Genomic DNA, 15,226 nt, shown 5'->3' with positions numbered 1-15,226 from the left:
ATATAACAACAAAAAAACCGGCATTCCTGCAGCCTGCGAACGGTAATTCCCCCGTCTATATCGCATTCAATGACTTGGCTGCTGCCGGTATAAGATGAGAAGACTAGCTCTGTTCTCCACCTTGTTCTTTATGTTCATCCTTTAAATGAGTCCAGCTTCCTTCTTGGTAAACGAGGCCTTCCTTCATCAGTTTGCCGACGGCACGCTTAAAGGCAGATTTGCTTATTTTGAAGCGTTGTAAAATAACATCGGCTGGAGTTTCATCTGAGTAAGGCATGGAGCCGTTTGGTCTTTCTCGTAAGAACTGTAATAGCTTCTCAGCATCCTCATCCCGCCCGATTTCTTTGGGAGCACGCATCGTTAAATTCACTTTGCCATCCTCCCGGATATAGCTAACTCGAACATCGACTTCTTCTCCAAGCCGGAGCAGCCTTGTCCGTTCCGAAGCGTGAACCATACCAATCACACCAAAACCGACTACACCGCCATCGCAGACCACGAAGGTACCGATTTGCAGTGTCTTGTACACTCTGCCCTTAACCCATTTATTCCTCCATGTTTCCGGAGCATCGAAGCAAAGCGGCAGCAAGTCCGCTTCCCCTGCAAGCTTGGCCACCAAACGTCCCTGTCTGTCATGAGCCAGCAGGACGAAGACTTTATCCCCTATCTGGGGACGAAGCTCTGGCAATTCAGGCAGCTCACGGAATGGAAGCAGCAGGTTACGTCCTAAGCCCATCTCCAGGAAACATCCAAAGCGACGATGAATATCGACCACTTCAAGCAAGGCCACTTCGCCAAGTTGAATTAACGGTTCTCGCATCGTAGCCGCCAAACGATCTTCCGTGTCATAAAACAAAAATACGTCAACCCGGTCGCCTATCTCAATCTCACCAATCACTTCACTATAATGGAGCAGAACGTCCTCATAGCCATCCGTGAGAAAATATCCGTTGGGCGAGACTTCTCTCGCCACCTCCAGATTCATTCGGGTTCCTGCTTCGAACCTCATACCTGCTCAACCACTTTCGCGTCGGACCAGAGTCTCTCGATATTGTAATACTCCCGGTCATCGCGGTGAAATACATGAATAACAACGTCTCCCAAATCTACAAGAACCCAACGCGCCGTATCCATTCCTTCCATACCGCGAACTCTTGTGCCCTTCTCCTCGGCCCGCTTACGAATCTCTGTAGCAATGGCCTGCACTTGTGTCTCCGAATTCCCGTGGCAAATCACGAAATAGTCGGCGATCAGGGAAATCCCCTGCAGATCCAACGTCACCACATTCATCGCTTTTTTATCATCAGCCGCTTCTACTACTAGGGCCATCAATTTATCCGGGCTTATACTCATTCATTTTCCTCCTCTATGTTTAACCCACTGTTATCCTATTGCACATTATCCATGTTAAAGGCAATTTGTTCCTGCCTTTTGATTTCATCAATGAGACTATTACGTGAATACATGGTTAACGGGTAAACCTTCTTACCCTTTTCTAATAAAAATCGAATCGTTCCGTCAAAAGCGGCAACTAATGCCTTCTCTACACTATGTTCGGCGATTTCACGGATATTATTCACTCCTGGGAAATCCCGTCCCGGCTCGATATAATCGGCCAGACAGACCACCTTTTCCAAAAGCGTCATGTCCGCTCTGCCTGAAGTATGATAGCGAATTGCACCTAGAACCTCTTCGTCCTCGATACCATAATCCCGTTGAGCAATAAATGCACCGGCAAAGGAATGCCAAAGCTCTTTGTCGTAATCGAGCAAATCAGGAGGCAAGCCGTTTTCCCTGATGATGGTTTCCTGATCCTTGACAGGCCAGTATTTGCACACATCGTGAAGAATGGCTGCCAAGAATGCCTTCTCGGGATCACATCCGTATTGACGCGCGAGCATGACAGCCGATTCCATCACGCCTAGCGTATGCTCCCACCGTTTAGCCGGCATTTGAGCTTTAACCGAATCCATCAGCTGTTTACGATCCATAAATCCCGTTCACCTCAATATAGTCATATACACCATCTGGAACCATATACCGAATCGATTTGCCTTCAGCTACCCGTTCTCGAATGGATGTCGAGGACAGCTCCATAAGTGGCATGGACACTATTGAAACGGCTTGCCTCACTTGATCCGATAACTGCTTGACATCCAATTCGTACCCGGGCCGCTGAAGTCCGATAAAAGAAATCAGCTGAACCAGCTCATCGAATTTGTACCATTTGGGTAAATATTGCACCATATCAGCGCCGATAATATATGAAAAATGAATTCCGGGGTGCTGCTGTTTCAACAGCTTCACCGTATCAATGCTGTATGAAACTCCGCCCTTTTGCAATTCTATGTCGATGGGCCGGAAATAAGGATGTCCCTCCACCGCTTTGCACACCATCTCCCAGCGCTGCTTTGGAGTCGCCCCCGGAGCTTGCTGCTTATGCGGCGGCACGTTAGTCGGCATGAACCATACCTCATCCAACGCAGATTGTTCGAACGCACATTGCGCCGCGATTAAGTGGCCGATATGAATCGGATCAAAGGTGCCGCCCATGATGCCAACCTTCATGCTCCCACCTCGTTTTGCTCCAGTTATTATAGCGTTTGAACAACAGTAAGCCCCAAAGGCGAGGCTTCTTCACTATCTCAGCCTAGACTGGCAGAACTATCGTTTTTTTATCGCGGGATTCCTTGTAGAGAACGATGATTTTGCCAATGACCTGAACCAACTCTGCACCTGCTTCGTCAGCCAACTGTTGACCTACTTCGTTACGATCTTCCATGCAATTGTTCAACACGGTTACTTTAATCAGTTCCCGAACCTCAAGCGCTTCCTCAATGTGACGAATCAAATGCTCGTTGACGCCGCCTTTGCCTACTTGGAAAATCGGGTTCAAATGATGCGCCATAGAGCGCAAATATCTTTTTTGTTTACCTGTTAACATTTTTTTGCCTCAATTCTGTTGTGATGCGTGTTGGGCGATAGTTTGAAACCAAAATGAGAAATTAAATCAGATTACAAGCTTCAGCAAGTTCCTCCGATCGCTGTTGTTTCCGGATTTCTTATTATATATCGTTCATGGATGAAATCCGTAAACAAAGGCGAACACTATCGTTTCTACGGTACTTGCTAAGCTCTCCATCTTACATTTTCTCTGGGAAAAGATCAAAACAATCGCTCAACACGTGTGTGTTATTTAAAAGATTGTTCTACGACTTGGCGCATAGCAGTGATAGGAGCTGGAACGCCAGTCCAATATTCAAAAGCATACGCGCCTTGATAAATGAACATTCCCAATCCACAATGGATTTTGGCGCCTCTGGCTTCAGATTCACGCAGAAACCTGGTTACCAGCGGGGTATACACGGTGTCGCTTACGACAAGCTTGTCATGAATTAAGGATGTATCCATAGGAACAGTATCCACATTAGGATGCATACCTGCCGGTGTAATATTAACGACCAGACTTACATCACCGACAACCTCTGGTATCGCATCCGTCCCCAACCCGGTTGTTTGGGTGAACTGAGAAAGTGAGCGGGCCAAATCAACTGCCTTTTCAGGATTCCTGTTGGAAATGTAGATATGGGAAGCGCCTTCCTTGGCCAGCGCATAGCCTACACCGCGTGCAGCCCCACCGGCTCCTAGCATAAGCACTTTTTTGCCGCGCAAATCAATGCCCGTCTCTTCCTTCAACGAACGAACGTAACCGATACCATCTGTGTTGTATCCCGTCAGACGGCCGTTATCATTGACGATAGTATTAACAGCTCCGATAACGCGTGCTCCCTCATCGATCTCGTCCATATAGTCCATGACTTCCACTTTATGAGGAATAGTTACGTTAATGCCTCTAAACTGCAAGGCTCTAATCCCTGCTACTGCATCCTTAAGTTGGCCCGGTAATATATGAAAGGCCGCATAGGCAGCATTAATTCCTGTCTCTTCGAAAGCGCGGTTCAGCATGATCGGAGATTTGGAATGACGGATCGGATCTCCGAAAACTCCGTACATAATCGTATGGCTGTCCAGCTTATAATTCCCCATGCTCTAGTTCTCCCCGTTCCCCTTTAAATCATCGATTCACGAACAGCTACCTTCACTCCTTTAGGGACATGAATCACTAAGTCAGCCCCTGCATCACTGTTCACTTTTACCCAACCAAGCCCCGAAATCGATACATCGTACAGCTTGCCCTTGGCAATCCTTACAGGATGCTTGGTCAGCTTGGGCAACAGCTCCAACGCTTCGCGGCTAGGCGGAGCAAGAAGCTCACCCTTGTGTTCTTCGTACAGCTCATCCGCCCGCTCCAGCTTGGTACGATGCGGTGACAGCGCATTGGAAACGTAGAAGGTGAATGACTGACGTTGGCCCTGCACAAAATCAAAACGAACGAAGCCTCCAAAGAAAATAGTCTGCTTCTCATTCAACTGGAATACTAACGGTTTAATCGGCTTTTCCGGCATAACCTTGTTAAGATCCTGCTTGTTGACCAATTCCGTCAGACGGTGTGTATACACGATTCCTGGAGTATCAATAATGAACGTCCCGTCATCGAGTGGAATTTTTACCAAGTCGAGGGTAGTACCTGGATACTGTGAAGTCGTAAGTTCAGCGTCAAGGTCGCTGTAGTCGCGAATAAGCCGATTAATCAACGTAGATTTCCCAACATTCGTAGCTCCCACAACATAGATATCACGGCCGTCCCGATGCTTATCCAACGATTCAATAACCCGTTCAAATCCCATATTTTGCTTTGCGGAGCACAATACGACATCCACAACCTTCAGACCGAATTCCTTGGCCTGTCTTTGAACCCAATTGACGATTCTATTGAAATTGGTCACTTTGGGCAGCAAATCGATCTTGTTGACGGCTAGCACCACCGGATTGTTTCCAACGAAACGGGCCAACCCGCTGATCAAGGTTCCCTCGAAATCAAAAATATCGACGATGTTCACAACCAAAGATTGAGTGCTTCCCACATGACCCAGAAGCTTCAAAAAATCGTCCTGATTCAACGTGTTTCCTGACATATCATTATAGTTCTTAATTCTAAAGCAGCGCTGGCAAATAACCGGAGTACGGTCCAAAGCCTGTTGGGGAACATACCCAAGCTTATCCGCATTCTCGGTTTGCAGCTTTACTCCGCAGCCTGCACAGGCGGCATCTACATGTTGCATTTCTGTCATATTGTGTGTGTACCTACTTTCTCATCCAAGTTAAAGCGGCTTTTTCCAAGGAACGATTCACCACTTTAGTAAAAAAGCCTTCGTCCCGCCTTGCAATCGGAAGCACCAAGATAGTGTATAATCCCATTCGGTTACCTCCAAGTACATCAGTCATCATCTGGTCGCCAATAACAACAGTTTCCTCGGGAGCAAGTTTCATTAGATGCATCGCTTTTTGGAAAGCGGCGCTTGTCGGTTTCTTGGCACGATAAATAAAAGGAAGCGAGAGCGGCTCCGCAAATTTACTCACTCTGGGCTTGTTATTATTCGACACTATCACGACTTGAAATCCTATCTGTCCAACCACCTTAAGCCAGTCAATCAACTCCGGTGTTGCCAGAGGAGCCTTCGCACCAACTAACGTATTGTCAAGATCTGTGATGATGCCGCGCTTGCCTTGCTTCCATAAGTCATTAAGGTCAATATCGTAAATGGTATTTACTTGCAACTGTGGAACAAGCTTTTTTAGCAAAAATAGTCACCTCAAAACAAGCATATATACGCAAACTATACCATAATTGGCCTTTTTGTTGCAAAAAGAAAAAGGATACTGAGATGGGTTCACTTGAACAAAAAAAGCACCCGATTCAGTCGTCGGATGCCCGCTTTTACGATTCGTCCATTTCCTTTTTCAGCTTCAACAAATCTTCTATGCGAGAAGGATCTTTTCTGAAATATTCAATCAACGTTTCGATGCATGTAATGGAATCCCAGCTCAAATGATGCTCAATACCTTCTACATCTTTATAAATCGTATCTTCCGAAACGCCGATCAGAGTTAAAAACTCCTCTAATAATTGATGACGGTCAACGAGTCTTTTCCCCATTTTTTGTCCTTTAGAGGTCAGCACGAGACCACGGTACTTTTCATAAACCAAATAATTGTCTTTATCCAATTTTTGGATCATTTTCGTAACGGAAGAAGGATGCACTTCCAACCCCTCGGCGATATCGGACACACGAGCATATCCCTTCTCGTCGATCAGCTTGTAGATCCTCTCCAGATAGTCCTCCATACTAGGTGTAGCCATTTTCTTTCCTCCCGTACATCATAAACCATACGTAAGTATCCCGTAAAAACCTGGATGAACAATGAAAAGCGCTCATCGATCTGTTATTTCCCACGAATGAGCGTAAGCGTTCAGGTTCAAACTATGGTCATTATAAGCGCCTTTTACTATAACACAGCCGAATGATCGAAGCAAGTTAGTCACCAAAATCGACCGGATACGGTACCCAAAAGGAGATCTTTTATGACATTAGAAACACTGATACCTCCGGTACGACAAACCGAAGTCTTCGTCCCCGAGCTCGTTTATTTTGAACCTGATGCGCTAAATTATCCTAAAGGCCAAAAAATTATGGAATGGGCGAAAAAACAAGACTTGCCTATCCACATGACGACATCTCATAACCGAATTACGAATCTGCCCGGAGACAGCGATTTGGAGAAATACCGGATAGCGAAGCGGACGCTTGTCGTAGGAATCCGTAAAACGTTAAAATTCGATACGTCCAAGCCATCGGCTGAATATGCAATCCCTATTGCTACTGGATGTATGGCCCATTGTCATTATTGCTATTTGCAAACCACACTCGGCGCCAAGCCGTATATTCGAGTATATGTGAATACCGACGATATTTTGAAAGCAGCAAAGCAATATATTGAAGAGCGTGCTCCTGAGATCACCCGTTTTGAAGCCGCATGTACGTCGGATCCAGTGGGTTTAGAACATATCAGCGGCTCTTTAAAGGAACTCATCGAATTTATGGGACAAGAGCCTTTAGGTCGGCTTCGTTTTGTCACTAAATTTCATCATGTGGAGCCCCTGCTCGACGTTAAGCATAACAAGCACACAAGATTCCGATTCAGTGTCAATGCAGATTACGTCATCAAAAACTTCGAGCCCGCAACGTCCAGCTTCTATGAACGAATTCAAGCAGCTGGGAAAGTGGCGAAAGCAGGATATCCTCTAGGCTTTATAATCGCCCCCATCATATGGCATGAAGGATGGGAGGATGGATATCGTGAGCTGCTGGAAAAACTAAAAGAGGCGCTTCCCAAAGAAGCAACCTCTGATTTGACCTTTGAATTGATTCAACATCGCTTTACGAAAACAGCTAAAACCGTCATTCAGCAGCGTTACCCTAAGACTAAGCTGGAACTCGACGAGACTAAGCGTAAGTATAAATGGGGCCGTTGGGGCCAAGGCAAATATGTATATCCAGACGAGCAAGCGACGGCACTGCGTGAATTTATAACCGAGCAAATATTTGATAAGTTCCCTAATTCAAGCATCGATTATTTCACCTAAAATTTAAGGTAGTCGGGGGTAATGGAATTCAGCCAAATCGTGATTCGAGTCATTTGGTCTGTATACAGCAGGACGGCCATGATAATCATTAAGCCCCCGCCTATCTTCATAATCTTTGATGAATACCGAAGAATCCATTTCGTGCTGCCAATGAAAAAAGCCAAAATAAAGAATGGAATGGCAAAGCCTAGCGAGTAAGCGGTAATCAAAGGCAGCCATGAATCCGGGCTTGTCGCAGCCAGTGCCAGTATAGCCGACAAAATAGGTCCGATACAAGGACTCCAGCCTGCCGCGAACCCCATACCGATCACTACAGAGCCAAGGTAACCCGCCGGTTTGAATTTCCACTGCAATTTCCGTTCCCTCATCAGCCACTGTGGCTGAAAAATACCTAGCAAAAATAATCCCATTGCAAAGATTAATATTGCGGCAATTTGCCTAAGCAAATCTTTGTAATCAATAAAAAAATTAGATACAAGTCCTGCACCCCAACCCAAGCTGTAAAAAATAATCGAGAAGCCCAGGATGAAGCATAGTGTATGCAACACTGTTCTTTTACGGACACCCACAGCGGAGCCGTCTTTCAGCTGGCTGACCGAGATGCCTGTTATGTATGATAAATAGGAAGGATACAAGGGTAAACAGCAAGGTGAGATAAACGACGCTACGCCTGCCCATAACGCGATCCATAAGTTAACTTCCATGTTGACTCCTTTCTAAACGTTTTCCCTGAGTTTCCTTAAGAAAACTGGCTTCGAAAACACGACTCACGACCTAAAACCACGTTTGATAAACATGCTGATAATAAGCAGCGCGATGAGACATAGCACGATAGTCGCGCCTGGTGCCGTTCCCCATACTCCCGCAGCTACCAAACCGCCGACTACAGCAATTTCGGAGAACAAAACGGACCAAAACAACGAATTCCGAAAGCTTTTGGCTATAAGAAGACTGCATGCAACCGGTATAGTCAACAGCGATGAAACCAAGAGCGCTCCAACGATCTTAATAGCCACTGTAATAACAAGAGCTGTCAATATAGTAATCATCATGTTATAAAAGCGCAGCGGCAAACCGCTAACCCCTGCTGCATCTTCATCAAAAAACATCAGGAATAGCTCTTTGTAGTTGACCAATATAACTCCAACAACGATGATCGTTACCCCTAGGACAACCCATAAATCGATGGAATCCAAGGTATAGATACTCCCGAAAAAATAGCTCATGACATTGATATTGAAGCCTTTTCCCAATGTAAACAATAAGGTAGCCAATGCGACGCCGCCGGACATAATTATTGCAATAGAGAGCTCGGCATACGTCTTGTAAGCCTTGCGCAGCTTCTCAATCGCAAATGAAGCCAGCACAGCAAATAGCAGCCCCACTCCGATTGGGTACACATTGATTAAAAAACCGAGGGCGATCCCCGCGATCGACACGTGCGCAAGGGTATCTCCAATCATAGAGAGCCTTCTTAACACGAGAAATACTCCCATCATAGGAGCTGCAAGCCCAATGAGCAAGCCCCCCAACAAGGCGCGTTGAAAAAAATATTCCGAAAAAATATCCACCTGTTTCTCTCCTAGCTTCAGCTTCCTTGCCTATCGTTCTTACGATAAGACTTCAATTTGTTCCCGCAGCTGCTGGATGGAATGAGTCAAATTCGTCTCCTGGCAGTTTTCAGGCTCATGGGTGTGCTTAACATAAAACGAGAGCGAACCGCTCTTTTGAATAGGCTCATTTCCAATATACGATTGTACCATATCCATGTCATGGGATACCATAATAAACGTGATGTGATGATGCTGATGCATATGACGGATCATTCTGAAGAAGCCCGCTTGAGTCTCAGCATCAATACCTACCGTAGGCTCGTCCAAGATGAGCAGCTCCGGGTTGTTAATAAGTGCACGTGCCAAAAACACACGCTGCTGTTGACCACCAGAAAGCTGACCGATACGGCGGTCGGCCAAATCCTCGATACGCATGACATAAAGTGCGTCCTCACATTTTTGAAGATCCTCTTTGGTCATGCGACGAAACATCTTTTTCTTACCATACAGTCCAGACAGTACTACCTCACGTACGGTAGCAGGGAACAAAGGATTGAACGCATTCTTTTGCGGCACATATCCTATTCGTTCCCAGTCGCGAAAAGTTGAAATGGGTTCCCCAAACAACCGGATCTCGCCTTGGGATGGCTTCAGTAATCCGACAATCATTTTAAGCAGCGTTGTTTTACCTGCTCCGTTGGACCCGATCAAGCCGATAAAATCGCGCTCAAGTACGGTAAAGTTAAGATTTTCAATGACTTTTTTATTTTCGTAGAAAAAAAGACGTCATCAATCGAGACGATGCTCCGATGACATCCTGCATTTACTGGCTTCATAGCTGCAAGCTCCTTTTTCGCAGGTTCCTACTTCTATTGTAATGCTTTTATTAAATTATTCAAATTCGCTTCCATCAATGATATATAATCAGCTCCGGATTTCAGCTGTGCATCCGTCAATCCTTCTAAAGGATTCAGCACCATCGTCTCGACTTTGGCGTCTTTCGCTAACGTTTTGGCCAAACGGTCCGAGACCAGTTCCTCGAAGAAAATATACTTAATATTGTTGGAACGAATAAATTCATTAATTTCTTTCAAATCCTTGGAGGTCGGCTCCGCATCGGGAGACAAGCCCATAATGGCCTTCTGCGTCAAACCGTACTCCTTTGCCAAATAAGCGAATGACTGATGGGTTACAACAATTTCTTTTTTCGTCGTTTTGGATAGCGCATCTTTGTATTTGTTATTTAGCTGATCCAAATTTGCCGCCAGCTGCTTAAAATTAGCTTCGTAATCGGCTTGGTTGGCAGGGTCTACTTTGACAAGCTGGTCCTTAATATTTTGGGCAATGATTTTGGCATTAACCGGGCTCAACCACACATGAGGATCATAGTGAGCTTCATTCGTATGATCGTCTTTCTGGCCCTGCTGCTCATGCTCGTCACCGGTAGAAGCCAGAAGCTGAACGCCTTTGCTTCCCTCCACGATAGCTACCTTGGAATCCTTCGGCAAGCTGTCGAGTGTATCTTTCACCCAGCCCTCAAAACCGGCTCCAAGGTACACAAACATTTGAGCCTTGGACAAATTCTGCATATCCCGGCTTTTAGGCGTCCAATCATGCGGTTCTACACCAGTTGGTACCAGGTTAATTACGTTGACATGATCCCCGCCTATTTTTTTCGTAAAATCATATAATGGATAAAAGCTGGCTACGACATTCACTTTGCCGTTGATCAGCGTTGCCTGCGACTTGCCGCAGCCTGTTAGAACAACAGAAACTATCAATACCAACAAAATAGGAATGATGATGGTTTTATTACGCAACGACATGTAAAAACGCTCCTCCTGAAATGTAAATCGTAAACTTTTTTATTAGACGAATACGATTATACGTCCGGCTTTTGCCCATGTCAACAGTTAATAATATTTACGATTAACGGGATGCAGTAATATAATAGAAAGCTAGATTCTTATCCTACGAGACTTAAGAATATCTATTGACTATACCAACGAAAACAGGATACAATTCCTTTGAAAATCAAAGGTTGTGAAGCACACGCCGCTTATTGGTCAAGCATATTGCTTGCCGTAGGCGGCTTATTTTTTTAAAGGAGTTACCATTTATGAGTTTTCATAGTGCTTATCAAGAAATGATAAAGCGGCATGAACAAAAGCGTACTGGAGAGCGATTGCGAAGACTTAATGAAAGGCATGGACATGCAGAACGAATGTTTATGGAGCATGTCTGGTGGCCTGCCTTCAGAGATTTTGAAAATCTTCATCCAGAGTATGAGGTCCAAGATTTCCGCGACGGAGTCCGTTTTTTGGACTTTGCTTATGTAAGGGGGCCGCTAAGGCTCGCAATAGAGATCGATGGTTTTGGTCCCCATTATCAAAAGATGAGCAGGACTCAATTTTCTGATCAATGGATTCGACAAAATCATCTTATCATCGATGGTTGGAAAGTATTAAGGTTCTCCTATGACGATGTGAACGATCGCCCTAGAATGTGCGCTCAGCTGCTTCAGCAATTCATGGGGATATGGGTTACTAGAAAAATAGAAAAAGCCGGTCTGCTAACCATTGAGGAAAAGGAGATTATAAGGATGGCTGTAAGGCTTAATCACAGCTTTATTTCGCCGGACGGACGTGGTATCGAACGCGTTAGAAGCTATAAGCTGGCCCAGGATGTACATATTGATTCTATTCAGATGTAGGTAGGTGTTCTCGTTGAGATCGCGGCAGATCTACTATCGATAATCCGCTATTTATATCGAGTATACGTGCAGAGGAGTGCTATAACGCTGTTTTACAGCGCTAACTCTTCCCTTCTCGCGCCGCCGGCACACGGCGCAACAAAAAACCTCCATCTCCCCGACCAAAATCGGGAAGATGGAGGCTTTACCTCACTTGATGCCCCGTGGCATCAAACGTGAACTACTCTACACGCACAGCTTGCATCTGCGCTTTGATGCACAGCTCGCCTGCCTTGAAAGCATGCTCCTGTGTCATTGCATTTTCCGTACGGTTAATGCAGTCGAGAATAAGTTGGCCGAAGAATGGATAGCCTACTTGGCCTTTCAGCGAATAGTGCTTCTCGCCTTCTTTGTTAACCAGGTATAGATGGTCGCCTTGCGGATCGCGTGCGATGTCGATGTACTTACGGATTTCAATATATCCTTCAGTACCGAGAATCGTCATACGTCCGTCGCCCCAAGTACCCAAGCCCTCCGGAGTTAACCAGTCTACACGGAAGTAGTTGGTCGCGCCGTTATCAGCAACCAATGTAGCGTCACCGAAATCTTCAAGCTCCGGATAATCCTTGTTGTTGTAGTTGGCAATTTTACTGTGAAGCACTTGTGCATCCTTCGCACCAGTGAAATACAGGAACTGCTCGATTTGATGGCTGCCGATATCGCACAGGATGCCGCCATATTTTTCATGCTGGAAGAACCATTCCGGTCTGGATGGCGCATTCAAGCGATGTGGACCAAAGCCGATAACTTGTACTACGCGGCCGATAGCGCCTTGCTCGATCAATTGACCTGCAAAGACAGCACTCTCTACATGCAAGCGTTCGCTGTAGTAAACCATATACTTCTTGCCGGTTTCCTTAGCTTTGGCTCTAGCTTGCTCTACCTGCTCCAAGGTGGTGAAAGGAGTTTTATCCGTAAAGTAGTCTTTTCCGTGATCCATTGCGCGAAGACCCAGAGCGCAGCGTTCAGATGGTACAGCTGCACCGGCAATCAGCTTAATAGATGGATCGTTCAAAATTTCAGCTTCAGAGGAAGCTGCTTTGGCTTGCGGAAATTTTTTGACGAATGCTTCCACTTTGGCAGGATCTGGATCATACACGGCAACAAGATCAGCACCTGCTTCGATCAAGCCATTGCACATGCCATAAATATGTCCGTGATCCAACGCGATTGCAGCAAAAGCGAACTCTCCCTTAGCAACAACTGGATTCGGTTTGCCTTGCGGCGCGTAATTCATTCCGTCTTTGGTTTGCATAATGGTTAGGCCTCCTGGTAAGAGTCATGATTATTCATTTCAAAAAAAATGTTAACGTGAACAATCCTCATTTTACCACAGATCCGTTAGGAAGTGCATCAGAAATTGTAGCTAAAGTTAATTGGTCTCCATGAGATGCTGCAAGGATCATACCTTGAGACAATTCGCCGCGTAATTTCACCGGTTTCAGGTTCGTTACGCAGATGACTTTACGTCCTACCATTTGCTCAGGCGTATAAAATTTAGCGATTCCCGATACGACCTGACGCTGCTCGGTACCAAGATCCAATTGCAGCTTCAGCAGCTTGTCAGCTCCTTTTACAGGCTCTGCCGCAATAACTTCAGCAACGCGAAGCTCTACCTTGAAGAAATCATCGATGGAGATTTCTTGAACGCCTTCCGCCGCTTCTTTCTTCTCTTCAGCGGAAGCCTTGGCTTTCCCTTCGCCTTTAGCTTCTGCCTTCACTGCCGCCGGAGCTGCTTCAGCGCCACCGCCCATAGCTTGAGCGATATAAGAGACCTCTTTGTCTACTTCCAATCTAGGGAACATCACTTCACCCTTCTCCACGCGTGTACCGCTTGGAAGAGTTCCGAACTGATGAATCGTATCCCATGCAGTTAGAGGACCTTCCTGAATGCCAAGCTGCTGCCACATTTTACGCGGCGTCAAGGTCAAGAACGGCTGCAGCATAACCGAAGCTATGCGCAGCGATTCCGCCAAGCAATATAGCACGGAGCCAAGCGTCGAATGCTTGCTTTCATCTTTAACAAGAGCCCATGGCTGAGTCTCATCAATATATTTGTTTGTACGACTAACCATTTGCCAGATCGCACCAAGAGCAACCGAAAACTCCATGGTTTCCATCGATTCTTCTACTTTACGAACAGTTGAGCGAATCGTATCTAACAGTGCTCCATCGAATTCAGTAGCGTCCTTAATATACTCAGGTACCGCTCCGCCGAAGTACTTGTCAATCATAACGACAGTACGGCTCAGCAGGTTCCCCAAATCGTTCGCCAGATCGAAGTTAATTCTTTCCACGAAGCTCTCCGGAGTAAACGTGCCGTCAGAACCAAATGGCACTTCACGAAGCAAATAGTAGCGAAGCGCATCCAGGCCATAGCGGTCGATCAAGGTTACAGGATCAACTACGTTGCCCTTGGATTTGGACATTTTACCGTCTTTCATCAACAGCCAGCCGTGGCCGAATACTTTTTTAGGCAGCGGTAAATCCAACGCCATCAGCATAATAGGCCAGTAGATGGTATGGAATCGAACGATTTCTTTGCCGACCAAATGCACGTCAGCAGGCCAGTATTTCTTGAACTTGCTCTCGTCCTCGCTGCCATATCCAAGCGCCGTAATATAGTTGGACAACGCATCAATCCATACATAAATGACGTGCTTCGGATCGTTAGGTACTTTTACGCCCCAATCAAATGTAGTTCGCGACACGGCCAAATCTTCAAGACCCGGTTTAATAAAGTTGTTGATCATCTCATTTTTGCGTGATTCCGGCTGAATAAACTCAGGGTTGTCTTCGTAATATTTCAGCAGGCGGTCCGCATATTTGCTCATCCGGAAGAAATAGCTTTCTTCCTTAATCAATTCCACTGGACGTCCGCAGTCGGGACAATTACCGTCAACGAGCTTGTTCTCCAGGAAGAAGGATTCGCACGGTGTACAGTACCAGCCTTCATAAGTACCCAAGTAAATATCATCCTGCTCGATCAGACGGGCAAAAATTTTCTCTACAGATAGCTTATGCCGCGGTTCTGTCGTACGAATGAAGTCATCATAAGAGATGTCCAGCTTGCTCCAAAGCTCTTTAATTCCAGAGACGATATCGTCAACAAATTGTTGAGGAGTAACGCCTTTTTCCTGCGCTTTGCGCTCAATCTTTTGCCCGTGCTCGTCCGTACCGGTAAGGTACATTACATCATAGCCGCGAAGTCGTTTGTAACGCGACATAGCATCTCCCGCAACGGTAGTGTAAGCATGCCCGATATGGAGCTTGTCACTCGGATAATAAATCGGGGTCGTAATGTAAAACGATTTTTTGGAATCTGCCATTGGTATCACTCCTTTTTAAAATTCAGAAAAATGCAAAAAAAGCCCT

The 15,226-nt window shown here is 45.8% G+C and carries 16 protein-coding genes and 1 pseudogene; 2 read left to right on the top strand and 15 right to left on the bottom strand.

What is annotated here, in order from left to right; translation table 11 throughout:
- Positions 1–103 precede the first annotated feature (103 nt).
- The 9 genes from QMA13_RS11030 to mntR form a co-directional block, all read right to left on the bottom strand.
- Positions 104–1,009 (bottom strand): CvfB family protein, encoded by a 906-nt coding sequence (locus QMA13_RS11030; protein WP_282941416.1) that lies wholly within the window; start codon positions 1,007–1,009, stop codon positions 104–106.
- Positions 1,006–1,353: a ribosome silencing factor gene (rsfS, locus tag QMA13_RS11025; RefSeq protein ID WP_282941415.1), complete on the bottom strand. Its 348-nt coding sequence runs from the start codon at positions 1,351–1,353 to the stop codon at positions 1,006–1,008. Before rsfS ends, QMA13_RS11030 begins: the two co-directional genes overlap by 4 nt.
- A 35-nt stretch (positions 1,354–1,388) precedes the next feature.
- Positions 1,389–1,991 (bottom strand): bis(5'-nucleosyl)-tetraphosphatase (symmetrical) YqeK, encoded by a 603-nt coding sequence (gene yqeK, locus QMA13_RS11020; protein ID WP_282941414.1) that lies wholly within the window; start codon positions 1,989–1,991, stop codon positions 1,389–1,391.
- Complete coding sequence (locus QMA13_RS11015; RefSeq protein ID WP_282941413.1) at positions 1,981–2,568, bottom strand: nicotinate-nucleotide adenylyltransferase; 588 nt, start codon at positions 2,566–2,568, stop codon at positions 1,981–1,983. Before QMA13_RS11015 ends, yqeK begins: the two co-directional genes overlap by 11 nt.
- Positions 2,569–2,650: 82 nt before the next feature.
- Positions 2,651–2,944, bottom strand: a complete 294-nt coding sequence (gene yhbY / locus QMA13_RS11010; protein ID WP_282941412.1) for a ribosome assembly RNA-binding protein YhbY — start codon at positions 2,942–2,944, stop codon at positions 2,651–2,653.
- A 248-nt stretch (positions 2,945–3,192) separates the two neighbouring features.
- A complete protein-coding gene (locus tag QMA13_RS11005) occupies positions 3,193–4,047 on the bottom strand; it encodes a shikimate dehydrogenase (protein WP_282941411.1) in 855 nt (284 codons plus the stop codon).
- A gap of 23 nt (positions 4,048–4,070) precedes the next feature.
- Positions 4,071–5,192 (bottom strand): ribosome biogenesis GTPase YqeH, encoded by a 1,122-nt coding sequence (gene yqeH / locus QMA13_RS11000; RefSeq protein WP_481858159.1) that lies wholly within the window; start codon positions 5,190–5,192, stop codon positions 4,071–4,073.
- A gap of 13 nt (positions 5,193–5,205) precedes the next feature.
- Positions 5,206–5,703: a YqeG family HAD IIIA-type phosphatase gene (locus tag QMA13_RS10995; protein ID WP_282941410.1), complete on the bottom strand. Its 498-nt coding sequence runs from the start codon at positions 5,701–5,703 to the stop codon at positions 5,206–5,208.
- A 136-nt stretch (positions 5,704–5,839) separates the two neighbouring features.
- Positions 5,840–6,262, bottom strand: a complete 423-nt coding sequence (gene mntR / locus QMA13_RS10990; protein WP_282941409.1) for a transcriptional regulator MntR — start codon at positions 6,260–6,262, stop codon at positions 5,840–5,842.
- Positions 6,263–6,484: 222 nt separating this feature from the next.
- On the opposite strand from mntR, the gene splB reads away from it, so the two are divergent.
- The gene (gene splB, locus QMA13_RS10985) at positions 6,485–7,546 is read left to right on the top strand and encodes a spore photoproduct lyase (RefSeq protein WP_282941408.1); all 1,062 of its coding nucleotides are present in this window, start codon (positions 6,485–6,487) and stop codon (positions 7,544–7,546) included.
- Here splB and QMA13_RS10980 read toward each other — a convergent pair.
- The 4 genes and pseudogenes from QMA13_RS10980 to QMA13_RS10965 all read right to left on the bottom strand — a co-directional run bounded on the left by QMA13_RS10980 (position 7,543) and on the right by QMA13_RS10965 (position 10,925).
- A complete protein-coding gene (locus tag QMA13_RS10980; protein WP_282941407.1) occupies positions 7,543–8,250 on the bottom strand; it encodes a cytochrome c biogenesis CcdA family protein in 708 nt (235 codons plus the stop codon). The genes splB and QMA13_RS10980 overlap by 4 nt on opposite strands.
- Positions 8,251–8,313: 63 nt before the next feature.
- A complete protein-coding gene (locus tag QMA13_RS10975) occupies positions 8,314–9,117 on the bottom strand; it encodes a metal ABC transporter permease (protein WP_282941406.1) in 804 nt (267 codons plus the stop codon).
- Between the two features lie 39 nt (positions 9,118–9,156).
- Positions 9,157–9,834, bottom strand: a pseudogene (locus QMA13_RS10970) (metal ABC transporter ATP-binding protein); the annotation flags it as partial.
- A 134-nt stretch (positions 9,835–9,968) separates the two neighbouring features.
- The gene (locus QMA13_RS10965) at positions 9,969–10,925 is read right to left on the bottom strand and encodes a metal ABC transporter substrate-binding protein (RefSeq protein ID WP_282941405.1); all 957 of its coding nucleotides are present in this window, start codon (positions 10,923–10,925) and stop codon (positions 9,969–9,971) included.
- Between the two features lie 293 nt (positions 10,926–11,218).
- Between QMA13_RS10965 and QMA13_RS10960 the strand changes: the two genes are divergently transcribed.
- Positions 11,219–11,812: a PDDEXK family nuclease gene (locus QMA13_RS10960; RefSeq protein WP_282941404.1), complete on the top strand. Its 594-nt coding sequence runs from the start codon at positions 11,219–11,221 to the stop codon at positions 11,810–11,812.
- A gap of 220 nt (positions 11,813–12,032) precedes the next feature.
- Here the strand turns inward: QMA13_RS10960 and QMA13_RS10955 are convergent, their stop codons facing one another.
- Both QMA13_RS10955 and metG read right to left on the bottom strand, forming a co-directional pair.
- On the bottom strand, positions 12,033–13,106 hold the full coding sequence (locus QMA13_RS10955; RefSeq protein WP_282941403.1) for a Gfo/Idh/MocA family protein: 1,074 nt from the start codon (positions 13,104–13,106) through the stop codon (positions 12,033–12,035).
- A gap of 67 nt (positions 13,107–13,173) precedes the next feature.
- Positions 13,174–15,180 (bottom strand): methionine--tRNA ligase, encoded by a 2,007-nt coding sequence (metG, locus tag QMA13_RS10950; RefSeq protein ID WP_282941402.1) that lies wholly within the window; start codon positions 15,178–15,180, stop codon positions 13,174–13,176.
- Positions 15,181–15,226 lie beyond the last annotated feature (46 nt).

Source organism: Paenibacillus sp. RC67 (assembly GCF_030020805.1).
Lineage (GTDB): Bacteria > Bacillota > Bacilli > Paenibacillales > NBRC-103111 > Paenibacillus_S.
The sequence above is the reverse complement of the archived record's forward strand: the minus strand, read 5'-3'. Positions and strand labels throughout refer to the sequence as shown.